The 23,905-nt window shown below is 52.2% G+C and carries 22 protein-coding genes and 3 tRNA genes; 7 read left to right on the top strand and 18 right to left on the bottom strand.

Annotated features, from left to right (window positions below; genetic code table 11):
• Positions 1-306 precede the first annotated feature (306 nt).
• From ETA_RS11425 to ETA_RS11445, 5 genes are all read right to left on the bottom strand, one after another.
• A complete protein-coding gene (locus tag ETA_RS11425) occupies positions 307-1,686 on the bottom strand; it encodes an efflux transporter outer membrane subunit (RefSeq protein WP_012441788.1) in 1,380 nt (459 codons plus the stop codon).
• Positions 1,683-2,771: an HlyD family secretion protein gene (locus ETA_RS11430; RefSeq protein WP_012441789.1), complete on the bottom strand. Its 1,089-nt coding sequence runs from the start codon at positions 2,769-2,771 to the stop codon at positions 1,683-1,685. Before ETA_RS11430 ends, ETA_RS11425 begins: the two co-directional genes overlap by 4 nt.
• Complete coding sequence (locus tag ETA_RS11435; protein WP_012441790.1) at positions 2,768-4,456, bottom strand: MFS transporter; 1,689 nt, start codon at positions 4,454-4,456, stop codon at positions 2,768-2,770. The genes ETA_RS11430 and ETA_RS11435 overlap by 4 nt, the downstream gene beginning before the upstream one ends.
• A gap of 1 nt (position 4,457) precedes the next feature.
• Positions 4,458-4,889: a MarR family winged helix-turn-helix transcriptional regulator gene (locus tag ETA_RS11440; RefSeq protein ID WP_012441791.1), complete on the bottom strand. Its 432-nt coding sequence runs from the start codon at positions 4,887-4,889 to the stop codon at positions 4,458-4,460.
• Positions 4,890-5,216: 327 nt separating this feature from the next.
• A complete protein-coding gene (locus tag ETA_RS11445; protein WP_042958983.1) occupies positions 5,217-6,167 on the bottom strand; it encodes a hypothetical protein in 951 nt (316 codons plus the stop codon).
• 896 nt (positions 6,168-7,063) lie between these two features.
• Here ETA_RS11445 and ETA_RS11450 point away from each other — a divergent pair.
• A complete protein-coding gene (locus tag ETA_RS11450) occupies positions 7,064-7,489 on the top strand; it encodes a replication endonuclease (RefSeq protein ID WP_042958984.1) in 426 nt (141 codons plus the stop codon).
• A gap of 257 nt (positions 7,490-7,746) precedes the next feature.
• Here ETA_RS11450 and ETA_RS11455 read toward each other — a convergent pair whose 3' ends face one another.
• From ETA_RS11455 to uvrY, 7 genes are all read right to left on the bottom strand, one after another.
• On the bottom strand, positions 7,747-7,986 hold the full coding sequence (locus ETA_RS11455) for a hypothetical protein (protein ID WP_042958986.1): 240 nt from the start codon (positions 7,984-7,986) through the stop codon (positions 7,747-7,749).
• A gap of 372 nt (positions 7,987-8,358) precedes the next feature.
• Positions 8,359-8,444, bottom strand: a tRNA-Leu gene (locus ETA_RS11460).
• A 12-nt stretch (positions 8,445-8,456) separates the two neighbouring features.
• Positions 8,457-8,530, bottom strand: a tRNA-Cys gene (locus ETA_RS11465).
• A 70-nt stretch (positions 8,531-8,600) separates the two neighbouring features.
• Positions 8,601-8,676, bottom strand: a tRNA-Gly gene (locus ETA_RS11470).
• A 164-nt stretch (positions 8,677-8,840) separates the two neighbouring features.
• On the bottom strand, positions 8,841-9,389 hold the full coding sequence (gene pgsA / locus ETA_RS11475) for a CDP-diacylglycerol--glycerol-3-phosphate 3-phosphatidyltransferase (protein ID WP_012441793.1): 549 nt from the start codon (positions 9,387-9,389) through the stop codon (positions 8,841-8,843).
• Positions 9,390-9,460: 71 nt separating this feature from the next.
• A complete protein-coding gene (gene uvrC / locus ETA_RS11480) occupies positions 9,461-11,293 on the bottom strand; it encodes an excinuclease ABC subunit UvrC (RefSeq protein WP_012441794.1) in 1,833 nt (610 codons plus the stop codon).
• The gene (gene uvrY, locus ETA_RS11485) at positions 11,286-11,945 is read right to left on the bottom strand and encodes a UvrY/SirA/GacA family response regulator transcription factor (protein ID WP_012441795.1); all 660 of its coding nucleotides are present in this window, start codon (positions 11,943-11,945) and stop codon (positions 11,286-11,288) included. The genes uvrC and uvrY overlap by 8 nt, the downstream gene beginning before the upstream one ends.
• Positions 11,946-12,394: 449 nt before the next feature.
• Here uvrY and ETA_RS11490 point away from each other — a divergent pair, with 449 nt between their 5' ends.
• Both ETA_RS11490 and ETA_RS11495 read left to right on the top strand, forming a co-directional pair.
• Positions 12,395-12,619, top strand: a complete 225-nt coding sequence (locus tag ETA_RS11490; protein ID WP_012441796.1) for a DUF2594 family protein — start codon at positions 12,395-12,397, stop codon at positions 12,617-12,619.
• A 100-nt stretch (positions 12,620-12,719) separates the two neighbouring features.
• The gene (locus tag ETA_RS11495; protein ID WP_012441797.1) at positions 12,720-13,058 is read left to right on the top strand and encodes a GlpM family protein; all 339 of its coding nucleotides are present in this window, start codon (positions 12,720-12,722) and stop codon (positions 13,056-13,058) included.
• On the opposite strand, the gene ETA_RS11500 is transcribed toward ETA_RS11495, so the two are convergent.
• Positions 13,055-13,687 carry an autoinducer synthase gene (locus ETA_RS11500; RefSeq protein WP_012441798.1) on the bottom strand — a complete coding sequence of 211 codons (633 nt, stop codon included), beginning with the start codon at positions 13,685-13,687 and terminating at the stop codon, positions 13,055-13,057. The two genes, ETA_RS11495 and ETA_RS11500, sit on opposite strands and share 4 nt — an antisense overlap.
• A 129-nt stretch (positions 13,688-13,816) precedes the next feature.
• On the bottom strand, positions 13,817-14,539 hold the full coding sequence (gene sdiA, locus ETA_RS11505; protein ID WP_012441799.1) for a transcriptional regulator SdiA: 723 nt from the start codon (positions 14,537-14,539) through the stop codon (positions 13,817-13,819).
• A 51-nt stretch (positions 14,540-14,590) separates the two neighbouring features.
• On the opposite strand from sdiA, the gene ETA_RS11510 reads away from it, so the two are divergent.
• Together ETA_RS11510 and cycA are read left to right on the top strand one after the other, a co-directional pair.
• Complete coding sequence (locus ETA_RS11510) at positions 14,591-14,815, top strand: hypothetical protein (RefSeq protein ID WP_042958988.1); 225 nt, start codon at positions 14,591-14,593, stop codon at positions 14,813-14,815.
• A 535-nt stretch (positions 14,816-15,350) separates the two neighbouring features.
• Entirely contained in the window at positions 15,351-16,745 is a 1,395-nt protein-coding gene (gene cycA / locus ETA_RS11515; protein ID WP_012441800.1) for a D-serine/D-alanine/glycine transporter, read from the top strand.
• Positions 16,746-16,797: 52 nt separating this feature from the next.
• Here cycA and ETA_RS11520 read toward each other — a convergent pair whose 3' ends face one another.
• The 3 genes from ETA_RS11520 to ETA_RS11530 form a co-directional block, all read right to left on the bottom strand.
• On the bottom strand, positions 16,798-17,766 hold the full coding sequence (locus tag ETA_RS11520; protein ID WP_012441801.1) for a metal-dependent hydrolase: 969 nt from the start codon (positions 17,764-17,766) through the stop codon (positions 16,798-16,800).
• Between the two features lie 24 nt (positions 17,767-17,790).
• Positions 17,791-18,456, bottom strand: coding sequence for an HTH-type transcriptional regulator RutR (rutR, locus tag ETA_RS11525; protein WP_012441802.1), 666 nt, complete (start codon positions 18,454-18,456; stop codon positions 17,791-17,793).
• A gap of 445 nt (positions 18,457-18,901) precedes the next feature.
• Positions 18,902-19,804 carry a DMT family transporter gene (locus ETA_RS11530; protein ID WP_012441803.1) on the bottom strand — a complete coding sequence of 301 codons (903 nt, stop codon included), beginning with the start codon at positions 19,802-19,804 and terminating at the stop codon, positions 18,902-18,904.
• A 281-nt stretch (positions 19,805-20,085) separates the two neighbouring features.
• On the opposite strand from ETA_RS11530, the gene ETA_RS11535 reads away from it, so the two are divergent.
• Entirely contained in the window at positions 20,086-20,316 is a 231-nt protein-coding gene (locus ETA_RS11535) for a YccJ family protein (RefSeq protein ID WP_012441804.1), read from the top strand.
• Positions 20,317-20,466: 150 nt separating this feature from the next.
• Complete coding sequence (locus ETA_RS11540) at positions 20,467-21,840, top strand: NAD-dependent succinate-semialdehyde dehydrogenase (protein ID WP_012441805.1); 1,374 nt, start codon at positions 20,467-20,469, stop codon at positions 21,838-21,840.
• Positions 21,841-21,925: 85 nt separating this feature from the next.
• On the opposite strand, the gene agp is transcribed toward ETA_RS11540, so the two are convergent.
• On the bottom strand, positions 21,926-23,575 hold the full coding sequence (agp, locus tag ETA_RS11545) for a bifunctional glucose-1-phosphatase/inositol phosphatase (protein WP_012441806.1): 1,650 nt from the start codon (positions 23,573-23,575) through the stop codon (positions 21,926-21,928).
• Positions 23,576-23,905 lie beyond the last annotated feature (330 nt).

Genomic DNA, 23,905 nt, shown 5'->3' on the forward strand with positions numbered 1-23,905 from the left:
TCCGATCAGCAGATCGGGTGACCCGTCATTTCCATTAATGCTTTACCGCTAACGAAAGTCGAATTTCTCTCCTGAGACTGTCATTGTGTCAGACGGTGGGCTACTCTGTGGCTGTTCGTTACGCTGTCATTTCGCTAAAAATACTTTGTATACAGAAACTTAATAGTGATACAGCACATCTGTACTTGCCTGGCCCACCGCACTTCCATTAGAAGTACGGTGGGCCAGGCATCAGAACACCATGCCCGCACAAGCATAGGTAGCGTCCAATTTCTGCCCGACACGCGCCGTGAAATAGGTTTCTCTTCAGGGCCGCCAGCCGCCGCCCATCGCACGATAGAGATCGATCTGCGCCAGCAGCAAATTATTTTTTGCCTGCACGACGCCGAGCTGGGTACTGAATAACGTCCGCTGGGCATCCAGCTCATCAAGATAGGAGGCGTAGCCGTTCTGATAACGATTTCTGGCGATGCGCAGCGCCTCCTGGGCCACCTGCTGCTGAAGCAGCAGCTCATCCAGCTGCTGCTGATAGCGTTCGATGGCATCCAGATCGTTATTTACCTCGCTGAATGCCGCACGCACCACTTTTTCATAGTTGTACAGCGCCTGATTACGCGTAGCCATTGAGACATCAACCTGTGCCGTCAACGCTTCACGATTGAGCAGCGGCGCCAATATGCTGCCACCGATGCTCCACAGCCGAAACGGGTTATCGGCCAGCTGATGCAGCGCGGAACTTTGCAGGGTGCCGCTGGCGGTCAGATTTAGCGACGGCAGCAGGCTGGCACGCGCCGACCGCAGCGAGGCATCCGCCGCCAGAAGCTGGCGCTCGGCCTGCACGATATCAGGCCTGCGCTGAAGTAGCTGCGATGGCATCACGGCCGGCAACGTTTGTACCGTAAGGTGTTCGAAGTGATTTTGACGCGCGACCCGGCGTGGGTTCATCCCGACAAGAATGCTCAGGGCGTTTTCCTGTTGCGCTATCTGATGCCGTAACAGAGGAACCTGCGCTTTCGCTGTCTGATATTCCGACCGCGACTGGAGCCACTCCAGCCTGGAGGTATAGCCCGTTTCAAACTGACGCTGGGCCAGTTTGAGCGAGTTGTCGCGCGATGCCAGCGTGGCTTCGGTGACCCGCAGCTGTTCATCCAGTGACACCAACGTCATATAGCCGGAAGCCACCGAGCTGGCGATAGTTAACTCGGCGGCGGCGGCGGCGGCCTGCTGCGCCGCCAGGGTTGCTCCGGCAGCATCGATACTGCTGCTACGTTCGCCCCAGAGGTCGACGTCGTAGTTGGCCTGCAACAGCCCCTGGAATACCGAATACTGATAAGGCTGACCGGTCACCGCCGAGATTGCCCGTGCCCGACTGCTCGTCACGCCAGCGTCCAGCGTAGGGAAGTTATCTCCTTCTGCGCCACGCAGTTGAGCACGGTATTGATCGACGCGCGATCGCGCCGTAAGGATATCCGGGTTGTGGCGCAGCGCCTGCATGACGAGCTGGTTTAGCGCGGGATCGTTGAAGGCCCGCCACCAGTCGGCCTCAACCGCCGCGGCCGGCCCCGCCTGATTGCGCCACTGTGCCGGAATAGGTAGCGATGAGGGGGCTCGTTCAACGTGGGTGGCACAACCCGCCAGCCCCGCCGCCAGCAGCAGCATGCCGAGCGCTTTACCAACAGGGCTCATTTTTTCACCCCACCCTGCATATCCGCCGTATCAATACTCACTTCCACCGACATTCCCGGACGGAGGCGAGCGGCATTATCGCTGGTAATTTTAATCCGCACCGGAATACGTTGGGCGATCTTGACAAAGTTACCGGTGGCGTTATCAGGTGAAATGGCGCTGAACTCCGACCCCGCCGCGGGTGAGATGTACTCCACTTCCCCGTTAAAGCGTTCACCATCCAGCGCATCTACGCTGAAGCTGACCGGCAGGCCGGGGCGGATCCGCGCCATCTGGGTCTCTTTCAGATTGGCGATCACCCACATCTGCTGCGGAACCAGCGAAGTCAGCCGGGTCCCGGCGGTCACGTATGCTCCCTGGCGTACCGCAATCTGCCCCAGCTGCCCGTCGCGGGGCGCAATGATTTTAGTGTTATCGAGATCGATCTGCGCAAGTTCCAGCGCAGCCTGCGCATTGGCAACGTCCGCCTCCAGCGAAGCACGATTGACGATGGTGGTCTCCAGGTCCTGACGCGACACTTCAAGCGTCGCCTGGGCCTGCTCTACCCCGGCCAGCATCTGACTGTTGCTGGCGCGCGAAGCATCTCGCTCACGCACGGATAAAGAGCCGTCAGCAACCAGGTTTTCCACGCGTTTCAGGTCCAGCGCGCCCTTCAGCGCCTGCGCCTTCGCGTTTTGCAGCGCGGCCTGATTGCGTTTGATCACCGCTTCGGCGCTGCGCCGCTGTTGTTGATTATTGGCCAGCGCGGCTTTTTTCATATTTAACTGTGCGCTGGATTGATGCACGCGCTGGCGATAGATGCGGTCGTCAATCTTCATGAGCAGGTCGCCACGGTGTACCGGCTGAAAGTCCAGCACGTTCACCGCGGTGATATAGCCACTGACCTGCGGGCTGATAAAGGTCACCTGCCCGCGTACGTAGGCATTTTCCGTTGACTGCGTCTGGCTGGTGAAGGGGGGCAGCTGCCAGGCATAAAGGATCACCAGCACGCCGACCAGCGCAATGCCGGAGCCCAGCGCGATGGAGATAATCCGCAGCTTATTATTTCTCAGACGCTCATCAAGCTGCTGTTCCTGTTGACTCATTGTTTCTCCGTGTTTAATTGTTGCATGGCGCGCCGTTCGGATTCCGCTTCACGCTTTGCCTGCTGCCAGTTAAGGTAGCGCAGGCGCGACAGGCGCCACAGCACCCAGAGTAAAGTGACCCCCGCTAATACGGCAGTCAGAATATACACATCGTTATAGGCCAGTACGTTTGCCTGTAGCGTTGCCGCCGTTTGTAGTTGCGTGGTGCTCTGCGCACCGAGCAGGGTAGTATCACCAATCTGGCTGGCAAAGAGATTGTTGTACTGTGTCAGACGGTCGGTGACGTTGGGATCGAGTAGCGATAGCCTGTCGCCCAGCAGGCTGGAGTGGTATTTTTCACGCCAGGTCTGAAAGGTACCCAACAGGGCTGAACCCATCAGCCCTCCCAGGTTCTGGCTCATACCGAACAGCACCACGAAACTGACCAGATTTTTCGGCTGGGTTATGACGCTGCTTACGCCCAACAGCATTGCCGGGGCAATAAAGAACGAGGTGCTGAAGCCGAGCAAAAACTGGCTGATATACATGTTATCAGCTCGAGTCAGCGGACTGGACTGCGCGTCCATCAGCGAAGCCACCATCACCACGATCAGCGACAGCACAATTGGCCAGCTAAGATGCTTAGGGTTGATCGTTAGCGCACTGCAAATAATCCCCGCGGCAACGCCGGCAAGGATAGCCAGCGCCAGCCCCTGCATCTGATCGTTCTGCAAGCCGATCTGTTGTAGGTAGCCAATTGCACCCGTATTTTGCTCCGCAAGCATTATGCGCAGCAGGATCATCAAAATACCCAGGCGGAAGATCGCTCCGCTACCCAACCAGCGCGTGTTGATCAGCGGGTTGCTACGGTTATGCTCGACCAGCACCGCTGCCGTCACCAGTACCAGCCCCAGGGCCAGGCAAACGCCCAGCCAGGGGGTGCTGGTCCACCATTCGATGCGTCCCAATGACAGCACGCCGCAAAACAGCGCCATACCGGGTGCCATCAGGAAAAAAGTGAGAAAATCTTTTTTCTCAAAGACTTTCGTGCGCTCACCGGGTGGCAGTTTGAGGATCAGCACGGCGCCCAGCGCCATCAACGCCAGACCCAGCTCGAATAAATAGAGTCCGCGCCACTGATCCAGCTGTAACAGCTCGGTGGAGAACAGGCGCGCCAGCGGGATAGCCAGCTGAGAAGCCCCCAAACCGATCGCCAACGCCTTCAGGCGGTGCCTGGCGGGCCAAGCCTGCACCTGATAGTAGATACCCAGCGAACTGAGCGCGCCCCCCACCATACCATGAGCCGCACGCACGATAATTGCCGAGCTGAGATCGTTAACCAGTAGATGGAAGAAGGCGACCAGCACGTAGAGCACGAGGAATGCTTCGGTAAATACGCGCAGGCCGTACTGCTGACGAAATTTGACCAGCAGCAGGTTGATAGAAATATTGCCCATGACATACACCGCCGGTAACCAGGCGATTTCGTTGCTATAGGCACCAAATACGCCCTGCAAATTGGTCAAATTGGCGGTGACCAGCGCGTTACTTAGCGCCCCGGTGATGCAAATAAGCAGACCGACAATGCCAAAGGCAATGCGTTTATAACCGGGATGACTCGGTGTCGAGGGCGAGCCGGGCAGCATGGGTTTCTCACCGGGGGCCCACTCGCGCGGTGCATAAGGATTAGCGTTATCACCCGACACGTTATTTTGCCTCGGTCGCCGTCAACAGTTGCTGTAAAACTCGCTGGGTGGTTGCCAACTCGGCAGGATCGAGCCCCGATAGCAGTTCGTGACGCAGCGCGTCGGCTTCAGTTTTCAGGCGCTGGTTCAGCAGCTCTCCCTTCGGCGTGACGTGCAGCAGGCGTTTACGGCGATCCTCCGCTGGCTGAACGCGTTCGACCAACTGTTGTTTGACCAGTCGGTCGATCAGTGGCACCACGCTGGCATCCTCAAGTCCGAGAGCCTGCGCCAGCGCCTTTTGGTTTATCGGCTGCTGCTGAGTCGCAATGGTCGCCACCGCCATCCAGCTGCTCATGCTAAGACCATTATCCTTCATTCGCCGATCGATCGCCTGACGCCAGGCATTGGCGGTAAGATGCAGCAACCGCGAGAAGTTCAGTTCATGAGAGTTCAAATTGTGAAATGCCTGATTATTAGGTGGCTAACTAAAAACATCCGGCCATTATAACCCTGCCCGGACAGGCTATGGAAGCAAGTGAACCAACAGTTTAGATAATAGTTATCTTCTCTGCCAGGGGAGGTTGCGCGTTACGGAGGGGTCATGCCATGTTGCGAACGATCGTCCTGCCCGCCAGGTGGGATAGCATACCCTCTGTGTAGAGGTATCAGCCCCATATGTGACTTGCCCTTGCACCCAAGGTTCACGACAAGTTCGCCTCAGATTAGGTGGCAACCTCCGCCTTGTAGGATAGTGGCAGTGCGCGCCCACACACGTGAAAAATTATTTATTTAACCATCTTGCAAGGTGTTGAAAACACTTTACAAAACCTTTTTCGATTTTTTGAGCATCAGTTGAATCAGTCCGGACGGTGGTTGGTGTTGTGGATGACTTATTCGCCCGAAATTTAACTAAATCAACATTGCGGCGCGCCTTTAGCTGATGTGCATCGGAATTACCGCCGGCACTCTGACGTGGATAAGATTTTTTTACACTGTGGTTTTTATCCGCGGTACTCATCGGTAACAGAAAGACACTCCTGGAGTGGAATGAATAATTACTGGCATTCACTACCCAGCTCTTGAGTGTTCCTATACAAATGCCCTCTTCCTTTGCAACCTTACTGATAATCACTTTTTGACTTCTCTCGCGGAGGTTTTGCTGCTGTGAGCAGAGATCGTTCACCCTATTAACACAATGCTTTTTTAGCCGCATTAGCGTGTGGAAACGGCTCTGCTGAGCGATCTCTCTGCCATTCCCCCGCTTAATCTTCTCTCTGGCATTACCCTGCTTAATCTTCTCTTTGCCATTACTTCTCTTGATCTTCGCCCTGACGCCACCCAGCGCAATCGACCATTTGTAGACTGTCGGATAGGGAAGTCGATATCTTTTTGCCACTTCCCCAACTGTGTGGGTGAACAGCTCTTGTTTAACCTTGTTAACAAATTCAGTGTTATATTTCCGTCTGCGACACACCTCTGGCTGACTGTAATGGGATGGCGAAGATGCGGTAGCCTGAGCAGGCTGTACCGCCTCCAGGTTGTTCATAAAGAGTGTGCCACCCTGGGAAGTTTTCATATACTCATTATCTGCCCACAGAAAAACCGGTCCAGCCAGGACCCTGCTAATTTGGTTCAGAAAGCTGCCATGCTGAACTGCCGCTGAACTTTCTTGGCTCATTCTGTCGCTGATATCTTCCCTATGAAGCGGCTGCAATATGTTGGTATTAAACATCAATGTTCCTGGGTGAACGAGACAAAAGTTCTATTTAAATGCACCCTATCCGTAGTCGTATATAAAAAAACGCTTCTCGATCTTTTTGGAATAGACAAACTACTCATCATAAATTCGGCAGAAAAAACGATAAGCTTCAATGAAATTATTGTTTACATCATAAACAGAGCCGATGCCGGAGTATAAGGAGAGTTGAGCGGGCTGGTATTGATAACGCAAAATTGAAGCCTTCGCGTTATCTGTGGGGCGAGGAAGATGTAGAATAATCGCGAACGATCGGTCAGACACAAAAATTCAGAGTTCCCATCATTATTTGCAACGCTGATTTTTGATCAATGTTGGCTTGCCTCAATCTATCCGGCGTCACTATGGCCATGGGTGCCTATACCTCGATGAGTTCGGCACCTGATGGAGCCTTAAAAAAAACTGCACGGCTTCAGAAAGTCATATTGTGTATCAGTTTTTCATCAGGCCAACAGGCCCTTCATGCCATCACTCATCAGCTTCCGCAAAACCAGCATGGGAAAGGAACGGCTTGATTAACGATTAACCTGCCAGTCACACTGGCGTCATCGTTACCTTTTGAACAAGGTCTGCCGTGTTGGGATTGTTCATACTATTCGGGCTAATTTGTTGGCCAGCGCACAACGCCCTACCCGGGGGCTTATCTTGCCAGCTGCGCCCAGACCCGGCGATCGAGCTGCTGGCGTAGGATATTGCTATCTATATGCGGTCAGTGCTGAGCGAAGTCACGAAACGGTAGAAACGTTGAGTCATCACCAGTATGCAAAACGCCTTTACGACGGGTCGGCGAGTCTTGCGCACCTTTTCTGCCTGACACCGCCGAGAATTCGACCCGCGTACTTTATTGATGGCGCCATTACGGGCTTAGCGAGATGCTGGACGATCGCTACTGGAACAGGGATCTGAAAAAGTACGCAACGCGCTGGCGTGAGCACCTGCATATTGCTTTGGGTGATGTGAAGCGGGGCGCTGCACCGTATTGCAACAAGCACCACGTTGAAGAATGGGCCGCCCGGCGAAAACGCAGTCGTGCTGTCATTTCACGCCATGAGCTGGGCGATATAAAAAGTAAGCAGCGCATTTCCCTTATTGAGCAGATTAATAAAACCATATTAAACCCGGCATTGCGCCATATTGAGCTCATGATCCGCATAGGTATTTTTGAAAACGTGGCCATTAAAAGCGCCTACTCCGGCCAGTTCTTTACGCTAACAGCCCCCTCTAACCATGCATATACCGTATTCGGGCATCGTGGTCCTGAATGGAACGGTGCCAACCCACGCGCCGCTTTTCGCTAAATGAGGCAAAAATGGGTCCCCATCCGCGCACGCTGGCCAGCGTCGGGCCGGATGCCGAACTGGCGTGCGAAAAGCGTTAATAGTTCCGCTTATCCCTATACCGCCGGGCAACACGTTAAAACCCAGCTAAAGCTTTGTCACCGGGCCCGCCAAAAGGCCGATCGCCAGCGATAAACCACCAACGGCAAGGGTCAGCGCAAGTATGCTACCGCAGTCAGCAGCAGAGACTGCGTGAGCTTAGGGTTTTCTTCCATCCATTAGCTTACGCCGGTAATGGCATTACTCAGATTTTTTGTCAGACCGCGTAACGCTCCGTCCGTGGTTTCCTCAATTTGAATGCGGAAACCTTCCCATGCGCCGCCGAGGTTATCCGCCATCACCTTAGCGGCTTTCTGTGCATCACCCTGGGCGCTTTTGAGGTCAACGATGAGCTTTTGCAGAGATCCACTGCCTGCTCCCTGAACCAGAGTTTGTAGTGTGTTAGCCCTTCCTCTCACGCGATATCCTTAAAGAAAGGGAGCTGATCGGTGGCGCCGAATTTTTTAGTGGTTTTGTAGAGATCTGTTAACACATCCTCGACCGATTGCATTTTTCGGCTGGCGCTCGCAACTGATTGAACGCGAAGCCACCCAGCCGTGCAGACGCCCGGCTGTTACCGCCTGACTTTATCCCCCGCGATGCCTTTCCCGCATCACACTACGGCAGAGATCGGTGAAATCTGGCGTTGTGACTTACCTGACCCGCAGCGCGGCGCGATCCTTTCGCTGCCACCCTGCTGCCAATACCCAAATGACAGGCACAAAAAAACCGCCCTTGAAGGCGGTTACGACATTGCTTTAACTGCTTGTTTTTATTCTTAGTCTTGAAGATGGTGCCCGGGGCGGGACTTGAACCCGCACAGCCATAAGCCGAGGGATTTTAAATCCCTTGTGTCTACCGATTTCACCACCCGGGCCAGGGTGTAAAGTGGAGGCGCGTCCCGGAGTCGAACCGAGGTAGACGGATTTGCAATCCGTAGCATGGCCACTCTGCCAACGCGCCTTAATTCTTACTGTTATAAGAATTTTTCTCTTATAAACTTATTTGTTTGCGAAGATAGTAAATACAAATTTGGAGCGGGAAACGAGACTCGAACTCGCGACCCCGACCTTGGCAAGGTCGTGCTCTACCAACTGAGCTATTCCCGCTTGGCCTGCTCTGTACGATGAAACTTTACAGAACTTGCTGATTTGCCTTATCTTCTGGCAGACGCTGCTGCCTTTCGATGCGCTGCATTCTACTGACTTGGAGGAATGAGTCAATATAATTATCCTCACTATGTAACCGTTTGCTGCTTTTTAAATCGCTTCGATCAGTGTTCGAACAAATCGCGACGTGAAGCGTTCAAATATTGAAACATTGACCAAAAAGTCAGTACCGCAGCAATATACAGCGCCGCCACGCCAACCCCCTCAACAAGGCTGTTTGGACGCCATAACAGCGCAAATAGCGCCAGCATCTGCGCGGTAGTTTTCACTTTACCGATCCACGACACCGCCACGCTGCTGCGTTTACCGATTTCCGCCATCCACTCGCGCAGCGCAGAGATAATGATTTCGCGGGCGATCATCGTTGCCGCCGGTAGCGTAATCCACCAGGAGTGAAAATATTCCGCGACCAGCACCAGCGCCATCGCGACCATCACTTTGTCAGCGACCGGATCGAGGAAAGCGCCGAATCGGGTCGTCTGCTTCCAGCGACGGGCAAGAAAACCATCAAACCAGTCGGTGATCGCAGCGAAAATAAAAATCAACGCGCAAACCAGCGGAGCCCATTGAAATGGCAGATAAAAAGCCAGCACAAAGAATGGGATCAATACTACGCGAAACAGGGTGAGCAAGGTCGGAATATTAAGTGGCATAGTTATGCTAACTGTCTGGGCAAAGTCCAATTTGACTCTATGTTCCTACATTGCTCCAGGTGTTGCAATGCTTAGTGTTTCAGCGCATAGAAGATTTTTTCAGCCAACGCGGTTGAAATCCCCGGGACGCGGGCGATCTCTTCTTTTGAGGCGTTGATCAGCGGCTGCAGGCCCCCCATATACTTAAGCAGCATTTGACGGCGTTTAGGACCAATACCTTCAATGGTTTCCAACGCGCTGGTATTTTTCACCTTGGCGCGTTTATTCCTATGTCCTGTAATAGCATGGTTATGCGAATCATCTCGTATATGTTGGATCACGTGCAGTGCCGGAGAATCTGGCGGCAGAGAAAAGCCCTCCCCCTCCGGTTCAAGGAAAAGCGTTTCCAGTCCGGCCTTGCGATCGGTGCCTTTTGCCACACCCAGCAATAGTGGATGCGATTTGTCCCAGGTCACGTCCAGTTGCGCAAAAACCTCTTTGGCCTGGGCCAGCTGACCTTTTCCGCCGTCTATCACAATCACATCTGGAATTTTACTCTCTTCAATGGCTTTACCATAGCGGCGACGCAGCACCTGGTTCATTGCCGCATAATCATCGCCGGGGGTGATGCCGCTGATATTATAACGACGATATTCACTACGCAGCGGCCCATTGGCATCAAACACCACGCAGGATGCAACGGTTTGTTCTCCCATCGTATGACTGATATCGAAGCACTCCATGCGACCAATAGCCGGCAGCTTCAGCGTTTGCGCCAGAGCGGCTAAACGCTGATGGATGGTTGAATGTTGGGCCAGCCGGGTGATAAGGGCCGTTGCCGCGTTAGTGCGCGCCAGCTTCAGGTAGCGAGCGCGATCGCCGCGCGGCTTACTTTGTATACTCACCCGGCGTCCTGACAACGCCGTCAAAGAGGCAGCCAGCAGATCTTTCTCCGGCAGCGTGAAATCAATCAGGATATCGCTGGGTAGCGTTCGTGCCTGACTCCCCTGCAGGTAAAACTGGCCGACAAAGGTTTGCACCACTTCGGCAAGCTCAGTGCCGCCGGGTACTTTGGGAAAATAGCTGCGGCTACCAAGCACCTTTCCCTGTCGGATAAACAGCACATGCAGGCAGGCCATACCGGAATCGAACGATACGCCAATAACATCCATATCGTCGCCCTGATTGGAAACGAACTGCTTCTCCGTGACCCGGCGCACCGCCTGAATCTGATCGCGCAAGCGCCCTGCCTCTTCAAAGCGCAGATCTCCGCTGGCCTGTTCCATTCTCGCCACCAGCTGGTTTAATACCTGGTCATCCTTGCCGGAGAGAAACAAGCGCACGTAGTCAATCTGACGGGCGTACTCTTCTTCAGTGACCAGCCCTTCGACGCATGGCCCAAGACAGCGTCCAATCTGGTACTGTAAGCAGGGGCGCGAGCGATTGCGGTACACGCTATTTTCACACTGGCGTACCGGGAAAATTTTTTGCAATAGCGAAAGCGTTTCACGCACCGCGTAGCCATTAGGGAAGGGGCCGAAGTACTCGCCCTTAGCGTGCTTAGCACCGCGATGGCTGGCAAGGCGGGGATGGTGATCGGCGCTAAGAAAAATATAAGGGTACGACTTATCGTCGCGCAACAGCACGTTATAGCGAGGCTGATAGAGCTTGATATAGTTGTGTTCCAGCAGCAGCGCTTCGGTTTCGGTATGAGTTACCGTCACGTCGATCTGCTCGATAAGCGCCACCAACGCTTCCGTTTTACGGCTGCCAAGGTTGCCACGGAAATAGCTGGAAAGTCGTTTTTTGAGATCTTTCGCTTTACCGACATAGATGACCGTGCCGCCCGCATCGTACATTCGATAGACGCCCGGCTGGCTGGTCACTGTCTTCAGGAAGGATTTGGAATCAAACACATTACTCACTGCTGATTAACGGCTCCGCACTAAACAAACCATGTCGAATGGCAAGGTGCGTCAACTCCACGTCACCGCTTATGTTGAGTTTGCTAAACATGCGGTAGCGATAGCTGTTGACGGTTTTAGGACTCAGATTGAGCTGTTCGGAAATTTCCGTCACCTTCTGACCTTTAGTAATCATCAGCATAATCTGCAATTCGCGTTCGGACAAACAGCTAAAGGGTGATTCTGCTCTTTGCGGCTCAATCTGGCTTAGCGCCATCTGCTGGGCAATATCCGAGGCAATGTAGCGCTGTCCTGCATTTACCGATCGAATGGCGCTGATCACTTCCTGCGGCGCGGCACCTTTGCTCAGATATCCGGAAGCGCCTGCCTGCATCACTTTAGCTGGCAGTGGGTTCTCAGTATGGATAGTCAGCATGATGATTTTACAATCTGGCGCGTAACGTATAATTTTCCGTGTCGCTTCAAGGCCACCAATGCCCGGCATGTTCATATCCATCAACACTACGTCAGTGCTGTGGGCACGGCACCATTTTACCGCATCTTCACCACAGTTAGCTTCACCTACAACTTGAATGCCCTTGATATCTTCCAGGATGCGTCGAATACCAGCGCGCACCAGTTCATGGTCATCAACAAGAAAAACGCTAATCAAACGATGCTCCCTAAATAGCTAAGGCAGGTAACTATTGTGACAGTGGCAGGTCGGTCATCTTACTACTTTTTCTATTCTGTTAGAACAGAAACAGTGTATCGGTGTATGCGGTCCAAAATAACAGATATGATATGAGAGGTCTAAAATGAGCAGATTCGCCCTGGGATTGACCATTCAGGCATAAACGGAAATATCGAAAATAACGTTCAGTTTCCAAATTAATAGCTACATAACAATAAGTTAAAATACCGGTGTATTTCCCTCGTCTTCGTCTTTACATTTCTCTCATTTCTGGCTTCAAAGCTCTATCGCTGACAGTCGGCATTGAATCAGGCCTCACGCATTCTGCTTATGCTTTTATTACCCAATGAAGTTATATGATATACTTTCAACAACTTTAAGGCTGGCACAGGTGCTGGCTACCGCGTTTATGATTATCGGGAGACAACATGAGTCAGATTGACTTTTCAACCAGTGAAGAAGCGCAGGCGCTAGCTAATGAAGTGACCTGTATGAAAGCCCTGGTTACGTTGATGCTTAAAGCTATGGGCCAGGCTGATGCCGGTAAAGTTATTATTAAAATGGAGCAGTGCATCAACGATCTGGAAGACCCACAGCAGGCACAAGTGTTCACAAATACTATCCAACAGATTAAGCACGCCTTCCGCCAGTAATCAGCCCCAACCCATATGCTGCCAATTTAAGCAGTAAAAAGCCCATTGCTTTTTCAACAGATTTATCACATTTTGATGTTTTAACTGACCGAACAGAGCAATGGGACTACTTATCAAAGCAGTACTGGGGGCAGCCGTGGTGGTGTTAATCGCCATTCTGTCTAAAACGCGACATTATTATCTTGCCGGGCTAATACCGCTGTTCCCCACCTTCGCCCTGCTCGCCCATTACATTGTTGCCAGCGAGCGTGGCACTGAAGCGTTACGCACTACCATCATTTTCGGGATGTGGGCCATCCTGCCCTATTTTGTTTACCTGCTGTCTCTCTGGTATTTTTCTACGGTAATGCGGCTACCTGCAGCACTGCTGGCCGCCGTTTCATGTTGGGGGTTAACAGCATGGCTACTGGTCGTGGTATGGTCGAAATGGCACGGTTAGTCAAGATGTTCGGGCAGGCCAAAACTCACCGAAGCGGCGAAGGTAGGCAAGACCTCTTCAGGGCTGAAGCACCGTACGCCGCAAAACTTTCCAGCCAGATTCGGCTGGTTTACCGGAATTTTTACCGCGAATAAATTATCTTCGGACTGAACAATTCCCGGCATTAACGATTGATAGCTGATGTCATGCTGGTCAAGTATCTTTTCCAATAACGGCGTTGCAGCACTGTACAGATACTGTAATCCTGATTCTTTAGCCAGCTGCGTCGCATGCCACAAAATGCTCAACGGCAGTTCTGCATCAACTTCCAGCCTGGCAGATAAGCGTGACATCTCCCAGGCTGCGTCATTTTCACCGCCGCCGGGCTCTTTTCCCGCTTCCAAACCCCCTTTGTCTACAAGGGGGCTGGCCATCAGGCGAGCATAGCCACAAATGCCATGCTGCGCGCTCCAGGCAATCAGACAAATAACATCGGAACAATCGTAGCGGTCGTACTCCTGCCCAGGCGTACTCAGACGGGGGGGTATCGACCATCCCTCTTCTCTGACAAAAACGCTGTAGCGGTAACTTCCCAGCATCGCCAGTAACGAGGATGGCATATCCCCGATCCTGGTTTGGATAATTTTCATCGATGATCCCCTGTCGCAACCCATTGTTAGCGCCTCACCTGACGGATTGGACAGCTTTGTGACTTTGGGGGCAGGGTAGACAACCGTCAGGCAATAGGGAACTACCAAACTTAGTAGTTATCGCCTCTTTCAGATTAAGCCGATTGCGGCTGCGTAGGAGGCAATTTGCGTTTTGTTGGGCGCGTTAAACCTTTTCTGCATCTTTTTCTGATGAAAATTTACCGTATTTTGTGAGATGGAGAGTATCAGAGATATTTCCGCGGATGTTTTTCCCTCGGCTGTCCATTTCAGAACTTCCAGCTCTCGTTCGCTTAAGTCCAGTTTAGTTGTCGCCATAGAAATATCATTGATATCAATCAGGGCGGCCATCGTTAATTCCGATATATACTGAATTTTCAGCTCAATCTCTGGGGTCAGCACGATGTTTTTAAGCGCGTTCGCTGTCGACATTGATAAGATACCAACGGATCTGTTGCTGGCCATTACCGAGCAGGAAATACCATGGTAAATCCCGTGTATTCTGGCATCGTCAAAGACCCTCTGACCACTGCTTAAATCTTCGTCATCCCAAAGCCACACTTTGCCGGGCACACTGCAAATTTTCAGCACCGGATCGAGTTGATAAAAATCTTCGCGCCAATAATGCTCAAGCCAGTTTTGAGGATAATTACTGTAAAGAAACGTCTTTGGCCGCGTAAACGGCACCGGATGCCGAATAAACAGCGAGTAAAAATCGAGTTCCAGCTCTTTTAACTGCTGCTCAATTACCCGGGTGATATGAGCAATTCCACTTCCATTGTCGTAAGCCGATTTTAAATCAGCTCGCCAAATGAAATAGTTTTCAGATGTCATTAACACCTCAGCGGAGAAAGGTAAAAACCTTCACCTGAATGATTATTCTGTATGAAAGATGCAGTTAAAGGGCCTCCAGCCGAGCCGATTCATATTGCAGCGAGTAAGCCAGAGGTAACCAAACTGTGTCACGTTTTCGCTAATATCTTGAGAATAGCCTTTACAATGAAAAAAATAATAACAGGCGTGATTATTCTTAACTACTTTCCAGCACACAGCGCTTCATTTGGCCTGGTATCCGCCAAGGATAGGATTTTTCCTATAAACATTCAATAATTTCGAATGGTTAATTGTTTTGTTAATTCACGGTAATTTGCTGTATCACCTTGATTGACAGAGGTATGGAATGGGTAAGCTGGCACATACATCGGCAAAAGCCACTGATATCAGGGAAAATTATTCAAATTTTGTTAATATTTGGCTTACTGGCAATAAGTTAAATATATTATAGCGTTTTTATATTCATTGCCGCCCCCCCCTCCCTTAACCTCATTATTGTTACCTCTTAACCTGATGATACTCCCCCCTACGGTTTATTCTGATCTCCTGCCGCGATACAAAATGGTCACAGGCTAACCAGATACTGGTCATAGCCGGGTATAGTGGATGGCCTCATCCCGTTTTTTTGCCTTGTCGCGAGGGCAGTGCCGAGTTTTTAATCAGATAATACGGGGTATTCACAGTTTAGCCTCAATTTTACTTTATAGCGGGGAGTTTTGCGTTAAGCTCTGGAGCGCACAACGCAGACATATTCTGATACGTTAAAAGCCAAGAGAGCTTTAAATTCAATAAAACAGGACAGGAAACGACAATGGTCGATCAATCAAAAGAATCTATCACCTGCGAGGAGGCACCGGAAACGCTCCGGCGCAATCTGCATAATCGTCATATCCAGCTGATCGCCATCGGCGGTGCTATTGGCACCGGACTGTTTATGGGGTCGGGAAAAACCATCAGCCTGGCCGGCCCCTCAATCATCTTTGTCTATATGATCATCGGCTTTATGCTGTTCTTCGTGATGCGCGCGATGGGCGAGCTGCTGCTGTCAAATCTTGAGTATAAGTCCTTTAGCGACTTCGCTGCCGACCTGCTAGGTCCCTGGGCGGGCTACTTCACCGGCTGGACCTACTGGTTTTGCTGGGTCGTCACCGGTATCGCCGACGTGGTCGCCATCAGCTCCTATTTCCAGCTTTGGTTCCCCGATTTCTCTATATGGATGAGCGCTCTGCTGTGCATCGCCGTGTTTCTGTCTCTCAACATTGCCACAGTTAAGCTGTTTGGCGAGATGGAATTCTGGTTTGCAATCATCAAAATTGTCGCCATCGTGGCGCTGATCGTTACCGGTATCGTGCTGGTGGCGATGCATTACCCTTCACCTGGCGGTAGTCATGCTGCATTGAGCAATATCTGGGATCACGGGGGCTTATTCCCGAAAGGGTTGAGCGGATTCTTTGCCGGTTTCCAGATTGCAGTATTTGCCTTTGTGGGCATCGAACTGGTAGGAACGGCAGCGGCAGAAACTCACGATCCAAAAACCGTGCTGCCGCGTGCAATTAACGCTATCCCTTTACGCATCATAATGTTCTATGTTCTGGCGCTGATAGTGATTATGGCCGTTACGCCCTGGGATCATGTCGTCGCAGACCGCAGTCCGTTTGTTGAAATGTTCGTACTGATTGGTTTGCCGGCGGCCGCAAGCATTGTCAATTTCGTGGTGCTGACTTCCGCCGCATCATCCGCAAATAGCGGTATATTTTCTACCAGCCGCATGCTGTATGGCCTTTCACAACAGGGCGTAGCACATCGCAGTTTTGGAATACTGTCGAGCCGCGCCGTGCCTACCACCGGGCTATTGTTTTCCTGCCTGTGTCTGCTGGGCGGTGTGGCGCTGATTTATCTGATCCCGAACGTGATGACCGTATTTACCCTTGTCACCACCGTTTCAGCCATTTTGTTTATGTTCGTCTGGACCATTATTCTTTGTTCATACCTGGCGTATCGTAAGAAGCACCCACAGCGCCATGCGGCGTCCAGTTACAAGATGCCCCTGGGCAAGTTTATGTGCTGGATATGTCTGGCATTCTTCGCCTTTGTGCTGGTTCTGCTGACTTTAGAAGAAGATACGCGCAAGGCGCTGATGGTCACACCACTGTGGTTTGTGATGCTTGCAGCAGGATGGTTCTTGCGTAAGCGTAAGGAAAGATAATCTCAGCTGGCCCGCAGATCGTTGCGGGCCGGTGCCCTTTCCGCCGTTCCCTTTAAAACCTTGACCAGAGTTTGCCCAGCGGAGGGGGCTGAAACGGTACGCGTTCGGGTTTATCCGACAGGTTATTCAGGGTTTCCGTACCAAGATCGAAGGTAAATGGGTAAGGTGACTCTTCCCCGATACGCAGATCGGTTATTTCAATCCGTTTATCCACCCTTTTCATTGAAAAAAAACCGCGGCTAAACCATGCCACGCGCTGCACGTACCTGTTTGCGCCGTATTGTTGATATAACTCCCTTCCTCTGGCATGCGTAGTCAACATCAGCGGTTTAAATGGACTGAGCAATGAATAGAAGCCTTCACGATAGCTTTCAGGCGTCATCACAACGATCCGCCACTGTAGCGTATTAAACGCCGTGGGCGTCACCAATAATTGTCGTACATCGCCTTGTTGCATCAGGAGTTGACGATGTGCGGCCTGGATGACCCACGTCTGCGCCACCATACTCCAGATCAGGTACATACAACTGAATATCAGACCCGACAGGTTACAACGCCAGCCGCTTCTGCTACGCAGGATCAGTGCTGCCACCACCCCAAGCAACAGCGGTAGAATAAAGAGCGGGTCTATTACGGACATGCAGCCAATGGCAAAAGGGCGATCGCTGAAAGGAAGCGCCAGCTGTGTGCCATACACCGTGGTAAGGTCAAAAAGAGGATGTGAGATCAACGCCAGCCAAACGGCGGCCCACCAGCGAAGAGAGGATATCTGCGGACGGAAGAGATACCTGAAAAAAGTCGCCAGCAACGGGGAGAACAGCGTCAGCCAGAGCAACGCATGGCTTGCACCGTGACGCTGGGTCATATTGTGAATGGCATCGCCGTGGTCGCGGATCATGTCCAGACCGGGCAATATGCCACACGCCGCACCGACCAGTGCCGCCTGCCATACCGGCATCCTGCTGCCTAACAGAGCAACGGTGACGGCCGCGCCCAGAACTAACTGTGAAACGAAATCCATTATCGCTCCTGGTAATCTGTACGTTTAGCGTACGCGTATTCCCTCAATCACCATGCGCTGGACATTTTCCACCGTCTGATGGAAGAAGCTTTCGTCTTTAAGAGACTGTCCGGTTATCGCCTGTACCTGAGTGGCAAAATCCGCATAGTGCTGGGTGGTGGCCCAGAGCATAAAAATCAGATGATGTGGCTGCACCGGCGACAGTTTCCCGTTTGCCACCCAGGATTCTATGATTGCTGCCTTCTCCTCTACCAGCTGGCGCAGGTCGCCGGCCAGTTCCGCTTTCAATAATGGCGCACCCTGTAACATCTCCAGGCAGAACAGCCGGGATGCCTGCGGATGGTCACGTGAGACTTCCAGCTTAAGACGGATATATTCACGAATAGCATCGAGCGGAGGCTGATCGCAGCGCAGCGCACGCAGTGGGGTTAACCAGACGTCCAGCAAATCTTTCAAAACCGCGATATACAGATCTTCTTTAGAAGGAAAGTAATAAAGAAGATTGCTTTTCGATACATTAGCGCGCTCAGCCACCTTATCCAGGGTGGTGCCATGAATGCCGTACTGCGAGAAAAACTCCAGCGCAGCGGTAAGAATAGCTGAACGCTTTGCTGCCACCGCGCGGGCCCGGCGCGTAGGGGTTTTAGCCGGTAAACGATCGATAGAATTCACCTTGAGTTCATGATCCATATGGGTTCGGGGATAATAGCAAATCACCAGGAACATAACTACGCCCTTTAATTAATCCGCACGGACAGCGATTTATGCCGACATTATTGACCATGAATCCGTTTTCGGGCAAAGACCCCAACATTAGCAGGTGAAAACGCTTATCTTTCCTGCAAAGAGATTTTATCCTTATTTTAAGGATGTGAACCTTTATTGCTATCTTTTCAGTCTGATTAAAAAAATGAATAGCCACGCTCTCATTTCACACTTATTCAGGCAACGTGATTGAATGTGGAGTTTTTAATATCTGTCAGAAATAACGACTGGATTTTCCTTTTATTTGCCGTTTTATACCCTGCCCCATTTAATTAAAATCATTATTCATAATGATCATTCATTGTATTTCACCCTGTCAATGAAAGCGCTCGCCCTGCTGTCGCGCCACTGTATGAGCATCCTGACCCTTTCATGTTCCCTTTTTCTTTCGCTGTAGTTTCAGTTCGCTCACCAATACTCCAAGTATGATAAAAGCGCCTCCCAGCAGGGCAATAGCCGCCAGACGCTCCCCGGCTATGCGCCCAACGATGCCAGCCCAGACGGGCTCCCCGGCATAAATCACCGTAGCACGCGTGGGTGAAATACTGCACTGCGCCCAGTTCATCGCGACCTGGACTAGCGCGCTTGCCATGCCAAGACCAACGGCGCTGAACAGCAAATAAGGACTGAACGACGGCACCGATTCGCCGTTTGGTAACATGATGATAAAGCCGAATAACGAAGCAACCGCCAGTTGAACAATCGTCACGCGCTGCACGTTGACTTTACCTGCACAGGCGCCAATCAGGATAATTTCTGCCGCAATCGCCAACGTGCCGATCAACGTAGCAATCTCACCAACGTTAAACGCCGCCACGCCACTTTCAGCGCCTGCCAGCAGCAGCAAACCGCCAAAAGCCAGTACCACGCCAACCCAAGACATCAGGCCTGGCATACGGCCAAGAAATGCCCACTGCAGCAGTGGCACCAGCGGCACCAGCGGCACATACAGCGCGGTGATAAACGCGGATTTACTGCCGGAGAGGGTCTGCATACCGTAAGCCTGCAGGCCATAACCACAGCCGATCGCCAAACCAATCAATGTTCCGGCCTTCACTTCTTGCCAGGTCATCGCGCCCAATGTCCGCCACGATATCAGCGCCAGAAGTACGGCCGCCGTGGCAAAGCGCAATCCGATAAACCAGAACGGGCCACTGACGGTCATGGCATGACTCACGATGAGAAACGTTCCTCCCCAAACCATAGTGATCAGGATTAGCACCATCTCCTGTGGTTTCATGACAAATTTATAACGTGAGAAAAAAGCTGGCATTCTAAGACTCTTCTAAAATTTTGCCGTCAGTTTGCGCGATCGGCCCTTCAAGGGCCAGAACAGCAGGCGCGATCCCTGAGGTAATGTGTTGAACGTTTTCGATTTTCCTGGCGTTGGGCCTTTCCATGGTAAATGCGTATTTTTCACCGGAATTTAAGCATCAAATGCGGTTAGTCGATTCGGTTGAACAAGGATTGAGCTACCGTCGGGCAGACCACTCACTATCTTCTATACTGAAAACTCAGTTTCAACACGGACAACACCAACCACCGGAGGTCGTTATGGCAACGCAACAATCAAAAGCTCACCGCGTTGGGGAATGGGCAAACGTACGCGGCACTTCAACAGAAATTGCCGAGGCGATTTTTGAAGTCGCGAACTACGATGAAAAACTCGCTGAAACGATCTGGGAACAACAGGGCAGTGATGAAGTCCTGCTGCGCGCCTTCGATAAAACCGACAGCGACGTTCTCACCTGGGATAATAAAGTCGTTGAGCGTAAAAACGTCTAGCCTCCAGCCGGGTGACTCTCTTCACCCGGCCCTCGTCTTCAGACTGGTCTGATAAGCTCCCACACTACCGACTTATGTACCAGGCTTAACCCGAACTTATTCAAATTTTGGCAGCCAGCATTCGGCTGATTACTCACTAAGGAACGCATTATGTCTTATAAGACGATCAATCCCGCAAGTAATAAGCTTATTAAATCCTGGCCCGACCACAGTGATAGCCAAGTAGAAAAAGCATTAGCCACCGCCGATGCCTTATACCATTCAACCTGGTCAAAGGGTGATATTCAGCCTCGTCTGCAGGTGTTAAAAAAGATGGCTGACCTGATAGACAGCCGTACTGAAGAATTGGCGAAGGCCGCCAGCGTGGAAATGGGTAAACTGCTGGGCCAGAGCCGAAGCGAAGTTGAGCTTTGTGCCCAAATCGCGCGCTACTATGCCGAAAACGCCGAGCGTTTTCTTGCTCCTGAACGTTATCCCAGCGAGCTGGGTGAAGCCTGGGTTGAGCATCATCCGATAGGCGTGCTGGTTGCCGTCGAACCCTGGAACTTTCCGTTTTACCAACTGATGCGCGTACTGGCCCCTAACCTTGCGGCCGGCAACCCGGTTTTGGCAAAACATGCCAAAAATGTTCCTCATTGCGCGACACTGTTTGAACAACTCGTGACTGAAGCAGGTGCTCCACAAGGTGCCTGGACTAACCTGTTCGTCAGCAACGAGCAGATCGCGACGCTTATCGCCGACGACCGCGTGCAGGGCGCGGCCCTGACCGGGTCCGAGCGAGCGGGCAGCGCCGTTGCACAGCAGGCCGGAAAATACCTTAAGAAAACCACGCTTGAGCTGGGGGGCAATGATGTCTTCGTAGTGCTGGAAGATGCCGACCTGGAAAAAGCCGTTGAGGCCGCCGCCGGCGCACGTTTGAGTAACTGTGGACAGGTTTGTACCGCCGCCAAGCGCTTTCTGATACATGAAAAGATTGCCGAGCGGTTTATGGAAAAATTCACCGCTGCCTTCAAGGCGGTAAAAATCGGTGACCCGCTTGATGAAACCACCACGCTGGGTCCCCTTTCGTCTGCCGAAGCGCGGGACGGTTTAGATAAACAGGTACAGCAGGCTGTCGCAAACGGGGCAAAACTGGTCCTGGGCGGTGCTCCGGTTGCGGGTGAGGGATGTTTCTATCAGCCGACGATCCTGACCGACATCAAACGCAGCAATCCGGCGTATTTTGAAGAGTTCTTCGGCCCGGTAGCCCAGGTTTATGTGTTAAAAGATGACGATGACGTGGTCAAGCTGGCCAACGATTCCCATTACGGACTGGGCGGCTCGGTCTTTACGCAAGATATCGCTCGCGCGAAGGCGCTGGCATCACGCATTGAAACGGGCATGGTGTACATCAATTCCGCCACCAACACCTCAGCCGAACTGCCTTTTGGCGGCGTCAAGCGCTCTGGTTTTGGCCGCGAGCTCTCTGACCTTGGCATCAAAGAATTTGTTAACCAGAAGCTGGTTGTCGTCAGTAAGGGCTAAGACACCGGGCGCACTTAACCGCGTGCGCCCGGCTTAATCTTACGTCTCAGGGGCGAGTTGAAAACAGGCTCGCCCCTGATATGCGTTAGCTTTTGATAGCACGATCTTTGTCATCTGATGCGCCATCAGACGCTTTGTTATCCGCCTTCCCCTTCTCCACCGTGGCTTTATCGCCTGGCGCTTTTTCCACCGCTTTATTTTGCTCTTGCTTAGCCTGAGCGGTTTCAGCAGCAGCCTTGTCAAGCGCGGCTTTTGCGGCAGCAGCCTTGTCCTGGGCCATTTTTTCGGCCGCCACTTTATCCGCTGCGGCTTTATCGGCAGCAGCCTGCGCGGCGACAGCCTTTTCTGCGGCGATTTTTTCGGCTGCGGCTCTTTCAGCAGCCGCTTTATCTGCGGCCGCCTTGGCGGCCAGCGCTTTACTCACCGCAGTGTTGCTGTCAGCTGGCTTCACTTCATGACCCGCAGCGGGTGCCGCCACCTGGAGCGGCGTTCCCTGCAGCGACTTATTCAGCACCTGCGTAAACTGCTCCCAACCGCAGAAACCGTTGGCATCCGTCGGGCAGCCCGCCATTTGCAGGATGACACGCTGCGGGGGATTGTTCAGCGACAGCGGTTGTTCATCCCGCAGCTGCGATGAGGTCTGGTAAACGTACTCCACTTTTACCAGCTCACGGTCATTTTTCTTATCATGCCAGCGCTGGAACTGCACCATGCCGCCAATCGGCGTTTGCTCATTTTGTTCTGGCAAAGTGTAAGGTTTAACGTCGAGCGCGCTAAGCAGTGAGGCGATATTTGAATCATGCCCGACCATCAGCGTAACCTTTGGTGCCGTGGCTTTATCCTGATCGACAAGAAGGCTTCGGATATAGTCAACCAGCGGAGCCGCAACCTCACGCGCGACCACCGGCGATGAGAACAGCGTGTTCTGGTAGCCATTTTTTATCGCCGCCAGCTCTTGCCATTGTTCCGGGGTTTTGATCTGCCCCCAGGCCACCTGCTCCGCCGGGAAGCCTTGGTAATATTGCAGGGTGAAGGCATCCACCAGCGCGTTCCCTGTCTTCAGAGGGCCGGTAACATTGGGTTCCTTACCATTATCTGCGGTAAAGGTGTTCTGATTATTGCTGGAGAGATCGCACTGCTTTTTACCGTTGCAGGCCGGAGAGTTTTTAAAGTTGATGATTTTTTCCAGGCGCTGGAATGCAGGCTGAAGCGCCAGCTTTTCGCTTGCACTGTTAATGGCCGTTAACGCCTGTTTATTGAACTCTTCACTACTGTTGGTGATCACCGGGTTAAATATGGGATCCATGCTGCCCATCGCATCCTGATGCGAGATGGGAATGTCGCATCCTGGGAAGGCGCCTGTCGCAAAGAACTGTGCGGTAGCAACGGTGCGCTGCAGGCTGTTGGCATAGACATAAACAGCATCGGAATTTGGGCATTCGCCCTGTTTAGCCAGCCCCTGTTGCTCAAGCCATTCGCGAGTATAGCGCCCCATATACACTTCCAACACGCCGCCTTTGGTGGTTAGCTGACCTCCTGGGACATCCCATTTTGGCCACGCTTTTTGGGTCGCCTGCTCAAGCAGACTCCCGTTATCCGCTAAGGGGGCTCGCAGGTTGTGTCGGCTCATCATCAACACTTGTTCCAGCTGATAGTCGCTATCTGCTGCCAAGGCAGGAACCGTGGAAAATGCTGAACAAATGGCCAGGGTGCAAAGGCTGAACTTTTTAATCATCTTTTTGTTCCATTGATTCGAAGGAGATGGCCTGCTGACAAGCAGAGCCTGGCGCCAGGCTGCCGACCGCAACTTCACGCAGGCGACGGGATAACCACTTTGCAGAGCACATCATCAGAGGCACGTATGAATTATAGATGAGTAAGAATATAACAGATTCTAAACCGACGGTTGAGTCGCTTAAGGGTCTGTAAAAGAAACAGGATGTTTACGGCGGTGTTGGCGATACTCCATCGCACGGAGCCAATGGCGAAGCAAAGGGATCTGAATGTCTAATCTGCCGCGGGCAACGGTCGTCGGGGGAGCGGAAGGCACAAACAAAAACCCCGA

Source organism: Erwinia tasmaniensis Et1/99 (genome assembly GCF_000026185.1).
GTDB classification, from domain to species: domain Bacteria; phylum Pseudomonadota; class Gammaproteobacteria; order Enterobacterales; family Enterobacteriaceae; genus Erwinia; species Erwinia tasmaniensis.

Excerpts from the sequence above, each read along its gene's own strand:
- ETA_RS11425 (WP_012441788.1), bottom strand. The coding sequence starts at position 1,686 with ATGAGCCCTGTTGGTAAAGCGCTCGGCATGCTGCTGCTGGCGGCGGGG.
- ETA_RS11430 (WP_012441789.1), bottom strand. The coding sequence starts at position 2,771 with ATGAGTCAACAGGAACAGCAGCTTGATGAGCGTCTGAGAAATAATAAG.
- ETA_RS11445 (WP_042958983.1), bottom strand. The coding sequence starts at position 6,167 with ATGTTTAATACCAACATATTGCAGCCGCTTCATAGGGAAGATATCAGC.
- ETA_RS11450 (WP_042958984.1), top strand. The coding sequence starts at position 7,064 with ATGCTGGACGATCGCTACTGGAACAGGGATCTGAAAAAGTACGCAACG.
- pgsA (WP_012441793.1), bottom strand. The coding sequence starts at position 9,389 with ATGCCACTTAATATTCCGACCTTGCTCACCCTGTTTCGCGTAGTATTG.
- ETA_RS11490 (WP_012441796.1), top strand. The coding sequence starts at position 12,395 with ATGAGTCAGATTGACTTTTCAACCAGTGAAGAAGCGCAGGCGCTAGCT.
- ETA_RS11495 (WP_012441797.1), top strand. The coding sequence starts at position 12,720 with ATGGGACTACTTATCAAAGCAGTACTGGGGGCAGCCGTGGTGGTGTTA.
- ETA_RS11500 (WP_012441798.1), bottom strand. The coding sequence starts at position 13,687 with ATGAAAATTATCCAAACCAGGATCGGGGATATGCCATCCTCGTTACTG.
- sdiA (WP_012441799.1), bottom strand. The coding sequence starts at position 14,539 with ATGACATCTGAAAACTATTTCATTTGGCGAGCTGATTTAAAATCGGCT.
- ETA_RS11510 (WP_042958988.1), top strand. The coding sequence starts at position 14,591 with ATGAAAGATGCAGTTAAAGGGCCTCCAGCCGAGCCGATTCATATTGCA.
- cycA (WP_012441800.1), top strand. The coding sequence starts at position 15,351 with ATGGTCGATCAATCAAAAGAATCTATCACCTGCGAGGAGGCACCGGAA.
- ETA_RS11520 (WP_012441801.1), bottom strand. The coding sequence starts at position 17,766 with ATGGATTTCGTTTCACAGTTAGTTCTGGGCGCGGCCGTCACCGTTGCT.
- rutR (WP_012441802.1), bottom strand. The coding sequence starts at position 18,456 with ATGGATCATGAACTCAAGGTGAATTCTATCGATCGTTTACCGGCTAAA.
- ETA_RS11530 (WP_012441803.1), bottom strand. The coding sequence starts at position 19,804 with ATGCCAGCTTTTTTCTCACGTTATAAATTTGTCATGAAACCACAGGAG.
- ETA_RS11535 (WP_012441804.1), top strand. The coding sequence starts at position 20,086 with ATGGCAACGCAACAATCAAAAGCTCACCGCGTTGGGGAATGGGCAAAC.
- ETA_RS11540 (WP_012441805.1), top strand. The coding sequence starts at position 20,467 with ATGTCTTATAAGACGATCAATCCCGCAAGTAATAAGCTTATTAAATCC.
- agp (WP_012441806.1), bottom strand. The coding sequence starts at position 23,575 with ATGATTAAAAAGTTCAGCCTTTGCACCCTGGCCATTTGTTCAGCATTT.